Raw genomic sequence first — 18972 nt, forward strand, 5'->3', positions numbered from 1 at the left:
ATCTTGACCATCGAAACCTCTATCGCTATCGGGGCATTTTCCCTGGCGCTGTCCGGCTGTGCCACCGCCGTTACGGTGTTGCGGGGCGACGAAGCCGCCACGCGCTGTCTGCGCAAACAGAAAACTTACTGTCAGTTAATTCCGCGCATCTACAGTGAACTCGCCCATGATTTCTGTCTGCTGCACGCGCCGCCCGATCCTACCGGCATTCTGGTGCCGGTCTTCCTGCTTGACCTGACTCTGTCCGGCGTCTTCGACACGGCTTGCCTGCCGTATACGATCTATCGCCAGGCGGTGGACGGGAATGTCGGTGTTTATTGGCGATCAGGCCGTGGGTAATCACGTTGTCCCCAATCAGTGAATACAGCGATATCATCGTTTATGTCGATGAGAGCGGTGATCACGGAATGCAGACACTGGATCCCAACTATCCAGTCTTCGTGCTCGCGTTTTGTGCCTTTCATAAAAGGCATTACTGCGAGAAAGTCATTCCTGCTCTACAGAAATTCAAGTTTGCACATATGGGGCACGATCTGATCGGTCTGCATGAACTCGAAATTCGTAAAGAAAAAGGATCGTTTTCTGGTCTCTTCATGTCCAGAGATCACAAAAATGCTTTTCTTGATGAGCTGACTTGCATCATTGAAGCCAGCAACTTTGTTTTGATCAGTTGCGTCGTAGACAAGGCTTCCCTCCGCGAAAAACAAGGCACGGGACACAATCCTTATCACCTCGCTCTCGGCTTTTGTCTGGAAACGCTCTACGAGTTTTTGCAAGAGAAGAATCAGCAGGGGGCGCTGACGCATGTGATTTTCGAGCGTCGAGGAAAGCGAGAGGATAACGAGCTTGAGTTGGAGTTTCGCAGGATGTGTGGTGGGGCGAATCGATGGGGTATTCAACTGCCGTTAGACATCGTTTTTGCAACCAAACAGGTGAACTCCACCGGCCTGCAGCTAGCCGATCTTGTTGCGAGGCCCATTGGCATGAGCCTTTTGAGGGCGGGTCAGGGAAACCGTGCTTTTGACGTGCTTAAGCGCAAGTTCTATTGCAGCGGGGGGCGGAGCAAAGTTGGAGAGGGTTTCGAGAATTGGGGTTTGAAGCTTTTCCCATCCCCAGAAAGCGAAAAGCCCCGATGATCTCACCGAGGCATTAGCGCCGACCGGGATCTCCCAGTCCATTTGTGCTGGAGTCTATGTCGACGCTGCTTGAGTGTCAACGCACCGGCCGGCCAGTTCCGCTAGAGGTTTGTCGGCGCTTTTAAGCTATAATCCCGCCCTTTAGCTGTCTCTCGCCCGGTGCGGGGGCACATCATTTTTCAAGGCGCATCGCGCCTGAATGCAGACTAAAGAGGCTAGACCCCTGTGGCATTGACGATTCTTGGCCTGTCCGGCGCCCTTAGCCATGATCCTTCAGCAGCCTTGTACATCGACGGCAAGCTGGTCGCGGCGGCTGAGGAAGAGCGCTTCGTACGCGATAAACATGCAAAGAACCGCATGCCCTACGAATCGGCGAAGTTCTGCCTGGAGCAGGCTGGCATCAAGCCGTCCGACGTTGACGTGGTCGCGATTCCGTTCGCCCCGATCAGCATTTTCGGCAAGGCTCGCTGGCAATACGCCAAACGTTACTGGTACGCCCCGGATCGCGCGCTCGACGCGATCCTGATGGGCAACCGTCGCTACAAGCGCTATCGCAACAAGATCGTCTGGTGCCTGGAGCAACTGGGCTTCGATCCGAAGAAAATCAAGATCGAACCGGTGGAACACCACCTGGCCCACGCTTCCAGCGCCTACCACTGCTCGGGTTTCAAAGAGAAAACCGCGATCCTCGGCATCGACGGCAAGGGCGAGTACGCCACGACCTTCTTCGGTTATGGCGAAAACGGCAAGATCCACAAGATCAAGGAATTCTTCGATCCGGACTCCCTTGGCGGCCTGTATGGCGCGATCACCGAGTTCCTCGGGTTCGACATGCTCGACGGTGAGTTCAAGGTCATGGGCATGGCGCCATACGGCGACGCCAGCAAATACGATTTCTCGCGTCTGGCCTCGTTCGAGAACGGCGAGCTGGTGATCAACACTGACTACGCCAACGTGATCGGCCTGCGTCGCTATAAAGAGAAGGGCAAGGGTTACTATTTCTCGCCGAAGCTGATCGAGTGGCTGGGTCCGAAGCGCGAGGGCGACATCGCCGACGAGCCGTACATCCACTACGCCGCCAGCATTCAGGCGCTGTTCGAAAAAATCGCGCTGCAGATGATCGACTACTATCTGGGCGACGTGCTCAAGGAAACCGGCAAGCTGGCCTACGCCGGTGGCTGTGCGTTGAACGTCAAGCTCAACCAGAAAATCATCGCCCGTGACGACGTCAAGGAGCTGTTCGTGCAGCCTGCTTCCGGCGATGCCGGCACTGCAGTCGGCGCAGCAGCCTATGTGTCGAACGCCCGTGGCGTGCCGGTCGAGAAGATGGAACACGTCTACCTCGGCCCGTCGTACAGCAACGAAGACGTGATCGCCGCGTGCGCCCGTCACGAGAACAAGCCGACCTGGCGCAAGCTCGACAACATGCCGGAGCAGATTGCCAAAATCATGGTCGATGGCAACCCGGTGGCCTGGTTCCAGGGCCGCATGGAATTCGGTCCGCGTGCACTGGGTGGTCGTTCGATCATCGGTTGCCCGAGCGTGGCTGGCGTGGCTGATCGCATCAACCACCAGATCAAGTTCCGCGAGCGCTGGAGGCCTTTCTGCCCGTCGATGCTCGACACCGTTGCGCCACAGATGATCAAGATCGATCACCCGGCGCCGTTCATGACCTTCACCTTCGAAGTGGCGGAAGAGTGGAAGACCCGCGTGCCGGAAGTCGTCCACGAAGACGGTACGTCCCGGGCCCAGGTGCTCAAGCGCGAATACAACCCGCGCTACTACGACATGATGAAGGCGCTGGAAGTGCTGACCGGCAACGGCGTGTCCCTGAACACCTCGCTCAACCGCCGTGGTGAACCGATGATCTGCTCGCCGACCGATGCCCTGAACATGTTCTTCGGCTCGGATCTGCAGTACCTGATCATGGAAGATATTCTGGTCGTTAAAGAGGGTGTGAAGGGATACGGTCTTGACTGAGACACTGATCAGCGTCGTTATTCCGGTTTACAACTACGCACGAACGCTGCCTCGTGCAGTGGAGTCGGTGTTGGCGCAGTTGGATGAGGCTGCGGCGGATCTGTTGGTCATCGACGATGGGTCGACGGATGAGACGCCTGAGGTAGTGGAGAGGCTTCTGCTCGAGCATGGCGGGCGTTTTCGTGCGTTGCGCAAAAGCAATGGCGGGTTGTCTACCGTGCGCAATCGCGGGCTTGAGGAGACGAGCGGGCAATATCTGATTTTCCTCGACTCCGACGACGAAATGGCGCCCGGCGCGCTGGCTGCGCTTTCGGAGCATATTGCCAGTAACCCTCAAACCATGATGGTCATTGGTGCCCATTGGTCGGTGTTTGCTGATGGCAGGCACAGCCTGCAGCCAGCCAAGCCTCTGCCTTTAACCCCCCGGCAGCGATTACAGGGCTACCTGCTGGACAAGACCGTGTCGATTTCCAACGGGGCCTGCGCGATGCATCGCGAAGTGTTCGTTCCTGGCACGTATCCTGAGCATTTGCGCAACGTCGAGGATCTGCCAGTGTTTGCCCAAGTGCTGGCGCGTTTCCCGTGCAGCGTTCTGGACAAGCCTCTGGCCCTTATCTACAAGCATGCTGACAGCATGCGACATGATTTGCGTCAAAGCCTTGCCGCCGGTACAGAGCAGGTTGTGAGTGAAGTGTTCTCCAGTCGACGCATGCCTGAAGAGATGCTTGACCTTCGTCAGGCGTTTCTGGCGCAGCGCTGCCTGTCGTTGTTTCGTGATTGTTACTCTCACGGCGAATACGCTCTGGCCAAAGGGTTCTATTTTCAGGCGTTGCGTGCAGACTGGCGCACGTTCTCGCGCTGGTCATACACTCGCAAGGCTTTGCGGTTGCTGTTTCGGTAAATGGTTCGCGGTGAACTGGCGCGTCCCTGGTAACGAGTGTCGATGAGGTGGCTGGGTGAAAGGTACGGGCAGTAAAGTGGGAACTCGAGTCTCCAGAATCATCGACGAATACCCAGTTTGGCTGGCATTTTGGGGCAGTGTTCTGCTCTCGTTGATCGCAGTCATGGGTACTGCAACCGTCGGGCGTGATGCGGCGCTGTACATCGATATTGCGCAGCAAGTCACCGAACATGGGCCCAATGTGGCGTGGGCAGCGTTCGATTGGCCCTGGTTTTCCTTTCTTCTGGCGGGCACCCATGCCGTCCTTCATCTGCCACTGGAGCTGAGTGCCTATCTCTGGTGCGGACTGTTTTTTGCCGGCACCAGCGCGTTGATGGTTGATTGCATCCGCCAGCGTACCCCCCACATCACTCGCTGGGCTTGTCTGGTGGTGCTGGCAATGCCTGCGGTCAATGCCTTTCGTAACGACATCATTCGTGAGTGCGGTTTCTGGTTTTTTTGCACGCTTGCGCTGTGGCTCGCGTTTCGCTGGCAGACGCGAGGCGGCTGGTTGCGTGCTGCTCTCATTCATCTGGCGATTGTCGCGGCGGCGTTGTTTCGCCTGGAGGCGTTACTGATGGTGGTGGCATTGGGATTGTGGCAACTGCCCAATCTCTGGTCTTCGACTCGGCGCCTGCAATTCTTCCAGTTTTCACTGTTGCCGATCCTGGGTCTGCTGGTGATCTCGGTGTCCGGCGTGCTTCTGTCTGCCCGCGTGATGCTCTATCTGGACATGATTGAACCTCGTGGCGTGCTGTCGTCGTTTCAGATGCTATGCGACCAGTTCGCCAATTCACTCATCAACAAGTACTCCCAGGACGAAGCCGGGCGGATCATTTTCTTCGGCATCCTGGCGACCATGGCCATCACTTTCGTGAAGTTGATGGGGCCTTTTGCTGTGCCGTTCATATTGCGTCGCAACTGGGTGGTGCTGGGCATTTACTGGCGCGACTACCGTCCCTTCGCCTGGGCGGCGCTGTGTTACCTGCTTGTTCTGGTGCTGTTTTTCATCAAGCAGCAGTTCATGAATACACGCTACCTGAGCTTCCTGAATCTTCTGTTTGTGCCGGTGCTGGCGATGGGGCTGGCAGCGTTTGTCCGCGAGTTTCCGCGATGGGGCAAGGGGCTGGTGATCGTAGGGTTGCTGGTGATGCTGGCCAACGTCATTTCCACTGGGGCCGGCAAAACCCACTATGTCGAGGCGGGACGCTGGATGTCCTCCCACGTCGAGCCGGGTGCGCCGACCTACTTCGAGGATGGGCGGATCAGCTACTACGCCGGTCGCGGCTATGTATTGCCTGTTCTGACTCAGGAAGAAGCCATGTCGGCAGCTCATGCCAGTGACTTTCGTTATTTCGTCATTGAAGCAAAGGGTGACGAACCATGGCTGAACGAGTGGCTGGCGGCGCACAAGCTGCGCGTCATCGAGCATTTCGCCAATCGCAAAGGTGCCACGGTGGTGGTCATCGGCCGCTAAGGCTCAACCCAGCAGCGGGCGCAGGCGCGAGATCAGAGGTGCCTGCCGGTTGCTCGGCAGGGCCTGCCGGTAACCCTCGATAAACGTATCGCCGGCGTCTTCCCCCAGCAACCATTGCCGGTCTTCCTTGTAACGCAGCAAGTGGGCGAAGTTGCGCAGGCGTTTGCTGTCGCTGAGTGCGCGCTTCTGGCAGCGCAGGTCGGCGATATCGATCAGGCCCAATTGGTTGTCCGGGGTCAGCACGACGTTGCCGAAGTGCAGCGATCGGAAGTACACACCTTTCTCGTGCAATTGCGCGAAATACGCGCCCAGTTGAAATCTAAGTGTGTCCGTCCCTTTGCTGGAGCCTTGCAGCTGGCGCACGGTCTTGCCCGCCAGTGGACTGTAATAAACGCAGTCGCGCTCGATACTCGGGATGCGGTATACAGCGATGACTTTTGGGCAAAGGACGCCGCGCTGTTCCAGTGCTCTGGTGTTGTCGGCAAAGCGTTGTGCGTACGGATAGAACAGTGCCGAACTGAGCAGGCGTTTGCGACGGAACAGCTTGAGCATGCATCCATCGGCCAATCGAAGCACCTTGTCACCGGAGCCGTCGGCTTCCAGTACGTGTGCACCGGCGCGCAGTGCCTCGTAGGTGCTGTGATCAATCGATTGCATTATCGGGCTCCCCATCATTAGCGGCGTATCTTAACCGACTTGATCAAGGGCTGGCTTGAAGTCATGTTTATCGGGGTAAAAATGCGTGTGATATCATCCCCGCCTCACTGAATTGTGCGGATCACCATGAGCAGTCCTGAACCGAAAGCCCAGTCAACGCTGGCGATCTATTTCCGCCTTTTGGCTTACGTGCGGCCTTATGCCGGCCTCTTTCTTCTCAGCATCGTCGGGTTTCTGATCTTCGCATCGACTCAACCGATGCTCGCTTACATCCTCAAGTATTTCGTCGATGGTCTGGCCAATCCTGAAGCCAGTCTGTTTCCAGGCAACCCTTATCTGGGCAAATTGCAGTTGCTCGAAACCGTGCCGTTGATGATCGTGCTCATCGCGCTGTTACAGGGCGTGGGTTCGTACCTTGGCAACTTCTTCCTGGCCCGGGTTTCCCTGGGACTGGTGCATGACCTGCGGGTGGTGCTGTTCAACAAGCTGCTGGAGTTGCCTAACCGGTTCTTTGACAAGAACAACTCCGGCCATCTGATTTCCCGGATTACCTTCAACGTGACCATGGTCACCGGCGCGGCAACGGACGCGATCAAGGTGGTCATTCGCGAAGGCATGACCGTGATTTTCCTGTTCTTCACCCTGTTGTGGATGAACTGGAAGCTTACGCTGGTGATGGTGGCCATCCTGCCGGTGATCGGCATCATGGTGAACAGCACCAGCAAGAAATTCCGCAAGCAAAGCAAAAAGATCCAGGTGTCGATGGGCAACGTCACGCACGTTGCCTCCGAGACGATTCATGGTTATCGCGTTGTGCGCAGTTTCGGCGGCGAACTCTATGAAAAGACCCGCTTTCGCGAGGCCAGCCAGAGCAACACCGACAAGCAACTGACAATGACCAAGACCGGCGCGGTTTACACACCGATGCTGCAACTGGTGACTTACAGCGCCATGGCCGTGGTCATGTTCCTCGTGCTGTACCTTCGTGGCGATGCCTCACCGGGGGACCTGGTGGCATACATCACCATGGCTGGTTTGTTGCCAAAACCGATTCGCCAGCTCTCGGAAGTCAGCTCGACCATTCAGAAAGGCGTAGCCGGTGCCGAAAGTATTTTCGAGCAACTGGATGAACCGGCTGAAGTGGATGAGGGCACGGTCGAACAGGATCGCCTTGAGGGGCGTCTGGAAGTGCGCAACCTCAGTTTCCAATACCCGGACACCGACAAGCAGGTGCTCAACGACATCAGTTTTGTCGTTGAACCGGGGCAAATGGTCGCGCTGGTGGGGCGTTCGGGCAGCGGCAAGTCGACGCTTGCCGGCCTTATTCCACGTTTCTATCAGCATGAACAGGGCGAGATTCTGCTCGATGGCATCCGTGTGCAGGACTTTACCTTGCACAGTCTGCGTCGCCAGATTGCGCTGGTGACCCAGCAGGTCACGCTGTTCAACGATACGGTGACCAACAACATCGCTTATGGCGACCTGGCGGGTGCGCCGTTCGAGGAGGTCAAACGGGCCGCCTCCGAGGCCTATGCCGATGAATTCATCATCAAGATGCCGGAAGGTTACGAAACCCTGGTCGGTGAAAACGGCGTGTTGCTGTCTGGCGGCCAGCGCCAGCGCATTGCCATCGCCCGGGCGCTGCTCAAGGATGCGCCGCTGCTGATTCTCGACGAGGCTACGTCTGCCCTCGATACCGAGTCGGAACGGCATATTCAGGCGGCGCTGGATCACGTGGTGCAAAACCGCACGACCCTGGTGATCGCTCACCGCTTGAGCACCATCGAGAAGGCCGACCTGATTCTGGTCATGGATGAAGGCCGGATCGTCGAGCGCGGAACCCACGCGCAACTGCTGGAGCAGAACGGCTATTACTCCCGTCTGCATGCCAAGGAGTTTGAAGAAGGTGGCGAGCTCCAGCCAGCCCACGCGACCAACGTATGCTGAAGGTGTTTCGCAGCATTCGTGAGCGTGGCTGGACGGAGATAGACCAGGATGCTTACGCCCGCGCCTGGCAGCGCTTCGGCGGCAGCTTTGCCACGCATCCCGAGGTGGTCGAGCGGCTGTCGATGTTCGTGGGCATCGAACTGCGTTATCTGGGCTGGGTCGTTGGCGACGAGGTAGTAGCTGCGATTCCTTGCTGGGGCCGTCATGTGGCCTTGTCCAAGGAAGTGCTCAAGCGCGAGGGCAAACGCGGATTGCTCGACATGGGTAATGCCGAAATCATTCTGCCGATCGCGCCGGATGTCGTCGTGCCGGTTCGCCAGCGCATGGCCTATGTGTCCCAGCTCAATGCCGAGCAGATCAGTACCTTGAAAGTGCAGCCGGAGGGCTTGGCCCTGGCCCGGTTGCCGGAAGAGTATTCGAAGAAATTTCGCTACAACCAGCGTCGCGAACAGCGCCTGCTGGAAGAGGCGGGTGGTTCGCTGGTGCCGATGTCGGACTTTACTGCGGCGCAGCAGGCGCAGACTTACAGTGATCTGTTCGAACGCCGCTGGGGCTTCGAAGTACCTGGCAGGGCCGGGCTCGTTGAGGTATTCACTCTGTTGCGTGAGTTCATGACCGGTTCCGTGGTCATGCTCGAATCGGCACCCGTGGCCATTCAGGTTTTGTACCGCGTCGAAGCGCCGCAATGGGTCTCGCTGGAATACATCAATGGTGGCGTCGACCCGCAGAGTCGCGAGTTCAGCCCCGGTAGCGTGTTGAGTTTCGTCAATACCCAGCAGGCCTGGGCAGACGCGCAGGCACTGGGTAAGCCTTTGCGTTATTCATTCGGTCGTGCCGACCGTGAGTACAAGGATCGCTGGTGCCACACGGTGCCGGTTTACAAGGTCTGAATTGATGAGCGCTCGCAAGCAACAGCTTCTCAAGGCACACCGACGCGGCAAGCGTCTGTTCCTCATCGCCTTCGTGGTTGCGCTGTTTCTGGTCGGCTTTCTGGTCGGCTGGTCGCTGGTGCCGCTGTTGCTGGTACTGGCCTGGGTTGCCCACGAAGCGTGGTTTGCCGATCACTTGTTTTACCGGCCGTCCGACGACTACCAATACGACTTTCCTGCGGACACCGCGCGACAGACTGTCAGTCTGGACGGCGGTGTGGTGCGTCTGAGCGAGCCGTTGGCGCCGGGCGAGACACTCATTCTCGAACTTGAATTGAAGGCTGGCTGGCTGGGTCGCTGGCTCGATCCCTACGTTGCGGTGGGGGATGATCGCCAGGACTTCGAGCGCGGGGTGAAAGGGCGGCGTTACCTAAACCTTTCCGGGCAGGCAGATGCTTTGGCGCAGGGCGTGCTGACCCTGCGCGGACGATATTGCACGGCGGGTACCATGGGCACGCTTTGGGTCATGGCGAACCCTGATTACAGCCGCCAGCGCGTTATGGTCATCGCTCCTCATGCCGACGATGCCGAGCTTGCGGCATTCGGTCTTTACAGCCGTAGTGAAGACGTCAGCATCGTCACCCTGACCCAAGGCGAGATCGAAGCTGAAGATTTCCAGCGTATGGGCCTTGATCAGGCCGCCGCAGCGCGGTTGAAGGGGCGTTTGCGCAGTTGGGACAGTCTGGTGATTCCTCTGTGGGGTGGCGTGCCGGCCGAACGTTGCGTGCAGCTGGGTTATTACTGCCTGCAATTGCCTGCGATGGCCGCTGAGCCGGCCACGGCTTTCGGTTCCCTCGAGTCGCAGGAAGGCGATGTGCGCACTGTGCGCCGTCACAATCCGCTGACCTTGCCCGCCGATGTTGACGGGCAGCCAACTTGGCAGAACCTTGTCGAAGACCTGACGGCGCTTCTGAAGCATTACCGTCCAGAGGTCGTCGTCACGCCGCATCCCGAGCTGGATCCACACAGCGATCACGTCGCCTCGACTCAAGCGCTGCTTGAGGCCGTTGGCCTGAGTAGCTGGAAGCCGACGACGATGTTGCTGTACGCCAATCATTTGCATGACAACGACCGCTGGCCAATGGGCCCTGCCGGTGGCGGGATCGCGCTGCCGCCAGCCATCGAACCATTGCCGGCCAACCGCTTGTGGAGTCCGGTGCTGTCGCCGGACGTGCAACTGGATAAGGCCATGGCGTTAGCCATGGAGCACGACTTGCAGGGCGGGCAAGTGTTCAAACGGCAATTGCGCCGCTGGATCCAGCAGGGACTGGCGGGGCGTCGCTGGCCTGTCACTGGCAGTAATGAGTTTTTCCGCAAGGCTGTGCGGCGCCACGAGTTGTTCTGGGTGCGCGACCTTTCAGATTGAGGCGGACGGCCCTTGACCCTGTGTTAATATCGCGCCCCTGTTCATTTTGTATGTGGGTTGCTCCATGAAGTTGTCCATGCCGCGATTCGATCAAGCCCCTGTCTTGGTGGTCGGCGATGTCATGCTCGACCGTTACTGGCATGGCGGTACCTCACGGATTTCCCCTGAGGCGCCGGTTCCTGTCGTTAAAGTCGAGCAAATCGAAGACCGCCCGGGCGGTGCCGCCAACGTTGCCTTGAACATTGCTGCGCTGGGTGCGCCGGCGTCGCTGGTCGGTGTGACCGGTGACGACGAAGCCGCCGACAGCCTGAGCAACAGCCTCAAGGGTGCGGGCGTGCGAGCCTTGTTCCAGCGCATCGCGCACCAGCCGACCATCGTCAAGCTGCGGGTCATGAGCCGGCACCAGCAATTGCTGCGTATCGACTTCGAAGAACCGTTCGCCACCGACGCCCTGGCCCTCGGCGCGCAGGTCGATGACCTGCTTGAAGGCATCAAGGTGCTGGTGCTGTCCGACTACGGCAAAGGCGCCCTGAGAAACCATCAGGCGCTGATCCAGGCCGCCCGTGCCAAAGGCATCCCGGTGCTGGCCGACCCGAAGGGCAAGGATTTCTCGATCTACCGGGGCGCGAGCCTGATCACCCCGAACCTCAGCGAGTTCGAAGCAATCGTCGGCGGTTGCGCCGATGAGCACGAGCTGGTGACCAAGGGCGCGAAGCTGATGCACGACCTGGATCTCGGCGCATTGCTGGTGACCCGTGGCGAGCACGGCATGACACTGCTGCGTCCGGATCATCCGGCTTTGCATTTGCCTGCGCGGGCCCGTGAAGTGTTCGACGTGACCGGTGCCGGCGACACGGTGATTTCCACCCTTGCGGCGGCGATTGCTGCCGGTGAGGAACTGCCACACGCGGTGGCGCTGGCCAACCTGGCGGCGGGCATCGTCGTTGGTAAGCTCGGTACGGCGGCGATCAGCGCTCCGGAGCTGCGTCGTGCCATTCAGCGTGAGGAAGGTTCCGAGCGCGGCGTGCTGGGTCTGGAGCAACTGCTGCTGGCGGTGGCCGATGCCCGTGCACACAACGAAAAAATCGTTTTCACCAATGGCTGCTTCGACATCCTCCATGCAGGTCATGTGACCTACCTGGAGCAGGCGCGGGCTCAAGGCGATCGTTTGATTGTCGCGGTCAACGACGATGCTTCGGTCAGCCGCCTCAAGGGGCCTGGCCGTCCGATCAACAGTGTCGATCGGCGCATGGCTGTGCTGGCGGGGCTTGGGGCGGTGGACTGGGTCATCAGCTTCCCTGAAGGCACGCCAGAAAACCTGCTGCGTGAGGTCAAGCCGGACGTGCTGGTCAAGGGCGGGGATTACGGGATTGACCAGGTGGTCGGCGCCGACATCGTGACGGCTTATGGCGGCACCGTGAAAGTGCTGGGACTGGTGGAAAACAGTTCAACCACCGCGATTGTCGAAAAAATCCGCAGTCGTTGATCAGATGGAACTTTATTGTTTTGGACTGCGTGTGAACGGATTTTGCCTTGGGGATCTAACCGTTTCCGTTGATGTTGGCAGGTTTGAATCCGCTGCGCTTGCCTGCCTGCATCGTGTGGTCATTTAACCTATGAAAGTCATGCTCCTGGTGATGAACGAACAGCGGGTCATTCTCGACCGGCTCTACGACATCGTGCAGCAGAACTGTGATGAATGTGTCATCTATCGGCTCAGCAAACAGCAACAGATGAACCTGGGGCCTTTTTTGGCCTCGGTTGATTACCAGACCTTTGATCGTGTCGTTATCTTCTCCAGGGTCAAGCGCCTGGTCTCGCAACTGCGGGTGCTCAAGTGCATTCCCGGGCTGGTCTTTCTCGAACACGATGCCTACCAGAACTACATGCCCGCCAGTAAATATCGTGGCGTTTATTCGCGTCTCTACAAGCGCCTGCCGAGTTGCCGGGCGCTGGTTTCCGGGGCGGTGGTCGCACGCAAGATGCTCGCTGAAGGCATCGACACGGTGTTCGTCTCCAAGGGTTACGACGAGCAGATGCTGCGCAACACCGGGTCCGAGCGCGACATTCCCATCGGTTTTCTCGGCAGCCTGAAAAGTACCGAGTACGCCCAGCGCAAGGCACTGCTCGAATCGCTGGCGCAGCGTACCGGTATGCTGGTGACCCGCACCCGCTCCGGCTCCGAATACCTGGAAACGCTCAATCGCATCAAGATTTTCGTCAGCGCCGACATCGGCATGAACGAGTTCATGATCAAGAACTACGAAGCCATGGCCTGCGGTTGTGTGCTGCTGGCCTGGAGTCAGGGCGAAGAAGACAAGTTGCTTGGCTTCGAAGACATGCACAACACCGTGTTCTATCGCAGCGAAGACGAGGCGGTGGAAAAGATCAAGCTGTTGCAGGGCGATCCGGAGCTGTCGCAGCGTATTGCCAGCAATGGTCAGGCCTTTGCAGAAAGTCGCTATTCCTTCGCCCGTGTCGGCCAGGCCCTCGCCACTGAAATACAGCGCGAGATGCGCCCATGGCAGCCGCCGTCAGCATTCACGCGGTTCTGGGTGAAACTGCGTTTCGGCATGAAGGTGCCGGTCTGAATGAAGGATGAACATATGGCGCTGGATGCGCTCCCCGGCGGTGACCAGTCGGTGTTGGACGCGTTGCCCGAGCCATTGCGCGAATGCCTGAGCCGCGCGCACCGGGTCATCCTGATCGCGAATAATCCGGCCATCACGGCGGCGGATTTTCAGGCGCTGAATATCAGCGCCAATGACGTCGTCGTCAGTTTCAACACCTGCATCAAGGCGCCGCTGCTCAACGACCACAGCTTGAACGTCTTCGTGCATGGCTATAACGCGCCGGACGCCTATTTTTTTGGTCTGCCTTACGGCCCGGACGTGCAACGGTTGTTCGAGCATGCGGGCGAGCGTTGTTTCACCATGCTGGTCGGCTGCGCCGCACCGATGTGTCCGTTGCCACGGGTGGCCATGTATTGGGATCGTATCCCGCTGCCGGCTCTGTGGAACTATCCCGTCGACCGTCCGGGCGGCAAGCGCTACGTTGGGCCATCTACCGGTTTCAATACGCTGGTGGTTTTAGACTGGTTGCGCGGTCACGCCGGTTATTCCTATCAGCTCATGACCCTGGGGTTTTCCAACGAAGCGGGGAAACTGTGGGGTGGGCATGCCTGGGATTACGAGCGCGACTGGCTGCAGCAGTCGGACGTCATTGTGGTGCCTTTGCAGCCGCGTCACTGGTGGCAGAAGCTCTTTTGCCAAAAATAGAAGGTGCTGTTGAGTGTTGAAAATTGCCGTCGCTTTTTTCGGGATCCCGAGAAATTCGCAGATTTGCTTCCCTTCCATTGAACAGAACGTTCTGGCGCAGTTTCCGGCGGGCAGCGACGTACAGTGCTTCTATCATTTGTACAAAATCGATGAAGTACAGAACTTCCGCTCAGGCGAAAAAGGCGAGTTGAGGGCTGACAACTATCAGCCATTCGAGCCGATGATCGGGGCCCTGACTTCGACTGACGGGGTACTGGAGCGTTGGGATTTCGAGCAGGTCAAAGCGCAGGGCGATACTTGGGCCGATGACTATGCGTCGCTGCGCAACCTGATCTATCAGCTCAATTCACTGCACACAGTGACCAGCATGATCGAAACCTTCAATCCCGATTTCGTCGTGTTCGTGCGCCCGGACAATTTTTTCCACAATCCGCTGCCCGCCTATGTGTTCAATCATTCAGAGGCCCGGAGGCACTTTGCCTACATTCCGGACTGGCAGTGGTGGGGCGGGTTGAACGACCGCTTTGCCATTTGCGGGCGCGATACCTATGTCGCCTATGGCAAGCGGATCGAGCGCATTTTCCAATTCTGCAAAGCCACGGGAAGAAAGCTGCACTCCGAGCGCTTGCTCAAGTACGCACTACAGCAGGCCGGTGCCAAAGTCTGCACGCTACCGACCCAAGCCTCTCGGGTGCGAATCACCGGCGCTTTTGCCGAAGAGTCGTTTTCGCCCAAGCGCGGCATGGGCAAGCGTGAAAACCGCTATTTCCATTTCTTCGCGACCTTGCGCACCTGGATGGATCGTCGGCGCTAGTCGGCTATTTGCTCGCGCGTTTCTTGCCGATGCCAACCAGACGCAGCGCCTTCAGACTCAATTGCTTGAGTCCCGCGCGAGGCGGCTTCGCCGGTTGCAGGCCTTGTTGCACGACCCAGTCTTTCCAGCGAATCCGCTCTTCACGCACGACCCAGCCCGTCTGGGTCGCAAAGCTTTCGGCCAGATAAAGCCCGCGGGTGCCGGCCGGCAGGAGTTTGTCGCGCTTGAGGGTATACAACTCGGCCAAGGGCGCGCCGTCCTTGAGCGGCATCAGGTAGAGATCGGGGCGCTTGCGGTCCAGCCGGGCCACCAGTTGATCGCCTTCCAGTCGTTCATCGACATGGAACAGGCTGAGGCTCTTGGCTTCCTTGGGTACATCCAGCCGCAGGTCGTAGATCAATTGCAGTGACGCGGTCGGCAAGTGCACGTAAGCCCGTGGCCGTTCAAGCAATTGCAGATTGGCGCAGCGCACCGGCCTGGCTGAACCGGACAGCGGCGTCAGGCGAAAGGGCAGGGCCTCGCGATAATGCAGCGCCGAAGCGTATGGCGCCGGCAGCCAGGTGTCGTTGAAGCGCCCGCCGAGCCAGCCTTCCGGGGTTTCCAGCAGGCATTCCTCGGCGATCTCCTGGATCGCCGTGTGCAGCGGAATATTCAGTTCATGGGCTGGCACGTAACCGGAAATCAACTTGAGCACGACGTCGCCGCGATCCTGCCGCCGCTGACGCACCAGCACCCAGTAATCGCGATTCTGCCAGTGCAGGGTCAGACGCACCGAAACACCAAGGTTGGCCAGCTCCAGCGCAAAGCGCTCGGCGTCAGCCACGTTGACCGGTTTACGCCGCTGAAGGGTCTGGGTGAAATTCAGCGGCATGCCGACGCTCTGATAGGTCAGGCCTTCCGGCGTGGCTTCGACGAACAGCGGCAGCGTCTTGAAGTTGCTCGGGTTCTTTCTGATGAGCGTACGCGGCATGTCGGCTCCTGCTTAAGGCCGCGAGGCGGCGTCAGTGACCACGAAGGACCTGGGCAACGGTCGCAACGTTATGGGCGAGGTGCAGCGGATTGATGGTCCCGACAATGGCACTGGCCACGCCGGGCTGGGCGAACAGCAACTCGAAGCTGGCGCGCACCGGATCCACACCGGGACTCAGGCACACATGACCGCTGGCCAGCGCCTTTTTCACCAGAATGGCTTTGCCGTGGGCAGCAGCATAGTCAATGACCGCCTTCTCGTTTTGTTCGTTCAGATTGTAGGTGACCATTGCGCAGTCGCCTTGCTCCAGTGCCTTGAGGCCACCGTCGACGGTTTTGCCGGAGAAGCCGAAGCCGCGAATCTTGCCTTCGGCCTTCAGCGCCGCGAGGGTTGCGTAGACTTCGCTGTCGTTGAGGATCGCCAGGTCGTTACCGTCGGAGTGCACCAGCACCAGGTCGATAAAATCCGTTTCCAGACGTTGCAGGCTGCGCTCCACCGACATCCGGGTGTGAGCGGCGCTGAAATCGTGGGTCGATTGGCCGTCGACAAATTCTTCGCCGACCTTGCTGACAATCACCCAGTCCTGACGCTCACCACGCAGCAGTGGGCCGAGGCGTTCTTCGCTGCGGCCATAGGCCGGTGCGGTGTCGATCAGGTTGATGCCCAGTTCCCGCGCCTGCTTGAGCAGCATGCGCGCGGCGTCGTCATCGGGGATCTGGAAGCCGTTGGGGTATTTCACGCCCTGGTCGCGGCCGAGTTTGACGGTGCCCAGGCCCAGTGGCGAAACCAGCAGGCCGGTGCTGCCCAGCGGGCGATGCAGGTCGTGCAGGGTCGGCAGGCTCATGGCAGCAGTTGCTCCCAGGCGGGAACGCCCATCGGTGGTTTTGGCAGTTCTGGCAGCGGGGTCGCATGGCTCGGCTGGATGCCGTCGCGTTGAAGCGATGCCATCACCCGGTCAGCAAAGTCCGGCGCCAGGGCCAGTTTGGTCGGCCAGCCGACCAGCAGGCGACCTTCTTCAGCGAGGAAGGCGTTGTCCGGGCGGGTCAGGCCGGTTTGCAACGGTTCGGCGCGATCCACGCGCAGGGTGGCCCATTGCACCGTGCTCAGGTCGATCCATGGCAATAGCTGACCGAGTTCTTTCTGGGCGGTGGCGATTTGTTCGGCCGGTTCACGGGCCACGCCTTCGGATTCGGCAATGTCGCCGCCCAGATACCAGACCCACTGGCCGTCGGCGGCCGGGTGCGTGGTTACGGTGATGCGCGGTTTGGTGCCGCCACCGAGGCAGTGCGCATACAGCGGCTTCAGGCCCGGGCCTTTGGCGATGATCATGTGCAGCGGCCGGCGTTGCATGGCCGGATGGGTCAGGCCCAAAGCAGTCAGCAGATCGGCTGTACCGGCACCGGCGCTGAGGACGATGCGCTGGGCACGAATCTCACGGCCGTCGACCTTCAGGCCAACCAGCACGCCGCTTTCCAGCAACGGCTCGATGTTTTGTCCGGCCAGCAGACCGTCACCGGACAGGTCGGCCAGACGCTGGATCAGGCTCGGCACATCGATCACCAGTTCGGCGAGGCGGTAGACCTTGCCCTTGAAGCGTTTGTCTTGCAGGGCCGGCGGCAGCTGATCGCCCTTGACCTGATCGACCCGGCCACGCACGGCTTTACTGGCGAAGAAACTGGTGAGGTTGCCGGCCAGGGTGCCCGGCGACCACAGGTAATGGGCTTCGGACAGCAGGCGCACGCCGGTCAGATCCAGTTCGCCGTTGCCGGCCAGAGCTTCACGCCAGCGACGCGGCATGTCGGCGATGGCTTCCGAGGCGCCGGTGAGCGCCCCGTGCAACGCGTATTTGGCGCCGCCGTGGATGATGCCCTGGGACTTCACACTCTGTCCGCCACCAAGGCTGGCGCTTTCCACCAGCACGGTCGAGAAACCCTGGCGACGCAGGCGCGCGTTCAGCCAGAGACCGGCGACACCCGCGCCGACAATCAGCACGTCGGTGGAAATTGGAGATGGCATGCAACGACCTCAGGGTTTGAAGAAGTCGCAAGTTTCAAGCTTCAAGCTGCAAGCTGCAACCCGAAGCTGTAAATCGGTCGAGCTTGCAGCTTATGGCTTGATGCTCGTCAGTGTTTCAATGGCCGGCGGTTTTCGAGAACAGCTGAATCACCACCACGCCGAGCACGATCAGCGCCATCCCGAGCATCGCCGGGAGATCCAGCTTCTGCCCATAGATGAACAGCGCCGCGACGCTGACCATCACGATGCCCATGCCGGCCCACACCGCGTAGGCCACGCCCACCGGTACGCTGCGTACCACCAGGGTCAGCATCCAGAACGCGATGGCGTAGCCGACGATGACCAGCACCAGTGGCAGTGGCGTGCTGAAGCCTTTGACGGCTTTCATCGAAACGGTCGCGATCACTTCGGCACAGATGGCGATGGCCAGGTAGACGTAAGCGTTCATGTTCAATTCCTCATGTGAAGCGTTGCTTTCTGAGGCGGCATTCTAGTGACTCCCCAGATGGGGTAAAGTCATTACCTATCTGTTTAAAAGATGGGTTGGTCAATGAGCATGCAGTGGAATCTGGAGCAGTTGCGGGTGTTCGTTGCGGTGGCCGAGCAGCGTTCGTTTTCCGCTGTGGCGCGTCAGCAGCGCAAGGCACAGTCGGCGATCAGCAGCGCGATTGCGATGCTGGAGGACGATCTCGGAGTCAGCCTGTTCGAGCGTAGCAGCGGTCGTCAGCCGAGTCTGACCGAGGCGGGGGAGGCATTGCTGGAGGAGGCGCGCGAAGTGCTGCGTCAGTGCGAACGCCTGAACGGCCGGGCCGTGGCCATGATGCGCGGGCAGGAGGCGCAATTGCGGGTGGCGCAGGACGAGGCAATGCCCTATCAGGCGCTGGTGGAAAGTTTCGGTGCGCTGGCCGAGCAGTTCCCGAGTCTGGAGGTGCAACTGACCAGCGCCGCCCAGGGCGAGGTTTCACGCAAACTGGTGGAGCGCCGGGCCGATCTCGGGCTGCTGTTCTATCACGACGAAATTCCCGAAGCGCTGGAGCGCCGGGTGCTGGGCAGCGTGGAGATGGTCACGGTCTGCGGCGTCAATCATCCGCTGGCCGCGCAGTCCCGGGTCAATTGCCAGCAACTGGCCCAGCATCGGCAGCTGCTGATGTCGACCCAGACCAGCGTCTACCCCGGCAGCGAACCGGCCAGCCCACAGGTGTGGCGCGCCGACAGTTTCTACGTGATGGCCGAATGGCTGGTGCGCGACCTTGGCTGGGCCTGGCTGCCGCGCCATGTGGTGCAGTACTCGGCGTATCAGGGCCTGATGGTGGAGCTGGACAGCGAATGGACGCCGCCGGCACTGGTGGTGGAACTGGTCTGGCGCCGTGACGAACCATTGGGGCCGGCAGCTCGTTGGCTGGCGGAGCGATTTGCCATACACCTGCGGGCGATCGGCGGCAAAAGCCGATAAACTCCGCCG

Annotated in this window: 18 protein-coding genes; 13 read left to right on the forward strand and 5 right to left on the reverse strand. The window is 59.6% G+C overall.

What is annotated here, in order from left to right; genetic code table 11:
- Positions 1-3: 3 nt before the first annotated feature.
- The 5 genes from MKZ87_RS27785 (at position 4) to MKZ87_RS27805 (ending at position 5533) form a co-directional block, all read left to right on the forward strand.
- Positions 4-339 (forward strand): YceK/YidQ family lipoprotein, encoded by a 336-nt coding sequence (locus MKZ87_RS27785; RefSeq protein WP_085705266.1) that lies wholly within the window; start codon positions 4-6, stop codon positions 337-339.
- A gap of 5 nt (positions 340-344) precedes the next feature.
- On the forward strand, positions 345-1136 hold the full coding sequence (locus MKZ87_RS27790) for a DUF3800 domain-containing protein (RefSeq protein ID WP_234206315.1): 792 nt from the start codon (positions 345-347) through the stop codon (positions 1134-1136).
- A gap of 225 nt (positions 1137-1361) precedes the next feature.
- On the forward strand, positions 1362-3116 hold the full coding sequence (locus tag MKZ87_RS27795) for a carbamoyltransferase (RefSeq protein WP_085701059.1): 1755 nt from the start codon (positions 1362-1364) through the stop codon (positions 3114-3116).
- Positions 3109-4017: a glycosyltransferase family 2 protein gene (locus MKZ87_RS27800; RefSeq protein ID WP_085705262.1), complete on the forward strand. Its 909-nt coding sequence runs from the start codon at positions 3109-3111 to the stop codon at positions 4015-4017. Before MKZ87_RS27795 ends, MKZ87_RS27800 begins: the two co-directional genes overlap by 8 nt.
- 55 nt (positions 4018-4072) lie before the next feature.
- Positions 4073-5533 carry a hypothetical protein gene (locus MKZ87_RS27805; protein WP_085705260.1) on the forward strand — a complete coding sequence of 487 codons (1461 nt, stop codon included), beginning with the start codon at positions 4073-4075 and terminating at the stop codon, positions 5531-5533.
- A 3-nt stretch (positions 5534-5536) separates the two neighbouring features.
- Here MKZ87_RS27805 and MKZ87_RS27810 read toward each other — a convergent pair whose 3' ends face one another.
- A complete protein-coding gene (locus MKZ87_RS27810; protein WP_266202192.1) occupies positions 5537-6190 on the reverse strand; it encodes a lipopolysaccharide kinase InaA family protein in 654 nt (217 codons plus the stop codon).
- Between the two features lie 126 nt (positions 6191-6316).
- Between MKZ87_RS27810 and msbA the strand changes: the two genes are divergently transcribed.
- From msbA to MKZ87_RS27845, 7 genes are all read left to right on the forward strand, one after another.
- Entirely contained in the window at positions 6317-8137 is a 1821-nt protein-coding gene (gene msbA / locus MKZ87_RS27815) for a lipid A export permease/ATP-binding protein MsbA (RefSeq protein ID WP_085705258.1), read from the forward strand.
- Positions 8131-9027, forward strand: coding sequence for a GNAT family N-acetyltransferase (locus tag MKZ87_RS27820; protein ID WP_085701054.1), 897 nt, complete (start codon positions 8131-8133; stop codon positions 9025-9027). Before msbA ends, MKZ87_RS27820 begins: the two co-directional genes overlap by 7 nt.
- Positions 9028-9031: 4 nt before the next feature.
- The gene (locus MKZ87_RS27825) at positions 9032-10432 is read left to right on the forward strand and encodes a PIG-L deacetylase family protein (protein ID WP_085705256.1); all 1401 of its coding nucleotides are present in this window, start codon (positions 9032-9034) and stop codon (positions 10430-10432) included.
- Positions 10433-10496: 64 nt separating this feature from the next.
- Positions 10497-11918 carry a bifunctional D-glycero-beta-D-manno-heptose-7-phosphate kinase/D-glycero-beta-D-manno-heptose 1-phosphate adenylyltransferase HldE gene (gene hldE / locus MKZ87_RS27830; RefSeq protein WP_085701052.1) on the forward strand — a complete coding sequence of 474 codons (1422 nt, stop codon included), beginning with the start codon at positions 10497-10499 and terminating at the stop codon, positions 11916-11918.
- A gap of 130 nt (positions 11919-12048) precedes the next feature.
- Positions 12049-13023 (forward strand): glycosyltransferase, encoded by a 975-nt coding sequence (locus MKZ87_RS27835; RefSeq protein WP_085705254.1) that lies wholly within the window; start codon positions 12049-12051, stop codon positions 13021-13023.
- Entirely contained in the window at positions 13024-13710 is a 687-nt protein-coding gene (locus tag MKZ87_RS27840) for a hypothetical protein (RefSeq protein ID WP_085705252.1), read from the forward strand.
- 13 nt (positions 13711-13723) lie between these two features.
- On the forward strand, positions 13724-14524 hold the full coding sequence (locus MKZ87_RS27845) for a hypothetical protein (protein WP_085701049.1): 801 nt from the start codon (positions 13724-13726) through the stop codon (positions 14522-14524).
- Between the two features lie 4 nt (positions 14525-14528).
- On the opposite strand, the gene MKZ87_RS27850 is transcribed toward MKZ87_RS27845, so the two are convergent.
- The 4 genes from MKZ87_RS27850 to MKZ87_RS27865 form a co-directional block, all read right to left on the reverse strand.
- Positions 14529-15494: a metal ABC transporter ATPase gene (locus tag MKZ87_RS27850; protein WP_085701048.1), complete on the reverse strand. Its 966-nt coding sequence runs from the start codon at positions 15492-15494 to the stop codon at positions 14529-14531.
- A 31-nt stretch (positions 15495-15525) separates the two neighbouring features.
- The gene (locus tag MKZ87_RS27855) at positions 15526-16338 is read right to left on the reverse strand and encodes an aldo/keto reductase (RefSeq protein WP_039766580.1); all 813 of its coding nucleotides are present in this window, start codon (positions 16336-16338) and stop codon (positions 15526-15528) included.
- Positions 16335-17510: an NAD(P)/FAD-dependent oxidoreductase gene (locus MKZ87_RS27860; RefSeq protein ID WP_234206318.1), complete on the reverse strand. Its 1176-nt coding sequence runs from the start codon at positions 17508-17510 to the stop codon at positions 16335-16337. Before MKZ87_RS27860 ends, MKZ87_RS27855 begins: the two co-directional genes overlap by 4 nt.
- 115 nt (positions 17511-17625) lie before the next feature.
- Positions 17626-17958 carry a DMT family transporter gene (locus MKZ87_RS27865; RefSeq protein WP_085701045.1) on the reverse strand — a complete coding sequence of 111 codons (333 nt, stop codon included), beginning with the start codon at positions 17956-17958 and terminating at the stop codon, positions 17626-17628.
- Between the two features lie 102 nt (positions 17959-18060).
- Here MKZ87_RS27865 and MKZ87_RS27870 point away from each other — a divergent pair, with 102 nt between their 5' ends.
- The gene (locus MKZ87_RS27870) at positions 18061-18963 is read left to right on the forward strand and encodes a LysR family transcriptional regulator (protein ID WP_085701044.1); all 903 of its coding nucleotides are present in this window, start codon (positions 18061-18063) and stop codon (positions 18961-18963) included.
- The last annotated feature ends 9 nt before the right edge of the window (positions 18964-18972 follow it).

Origin of the sequence: Pseudomonas sp. MCal1 (genome assembly GCF_026341415.1) — a bacterium.
In the GTDB taxonomy this organism is placed as follows: Bacteria; Pseudomonadota; Gammaproteobacteria; order Pseudomonadales; family Pseudomonadaceae; genus Aquipseudomonas.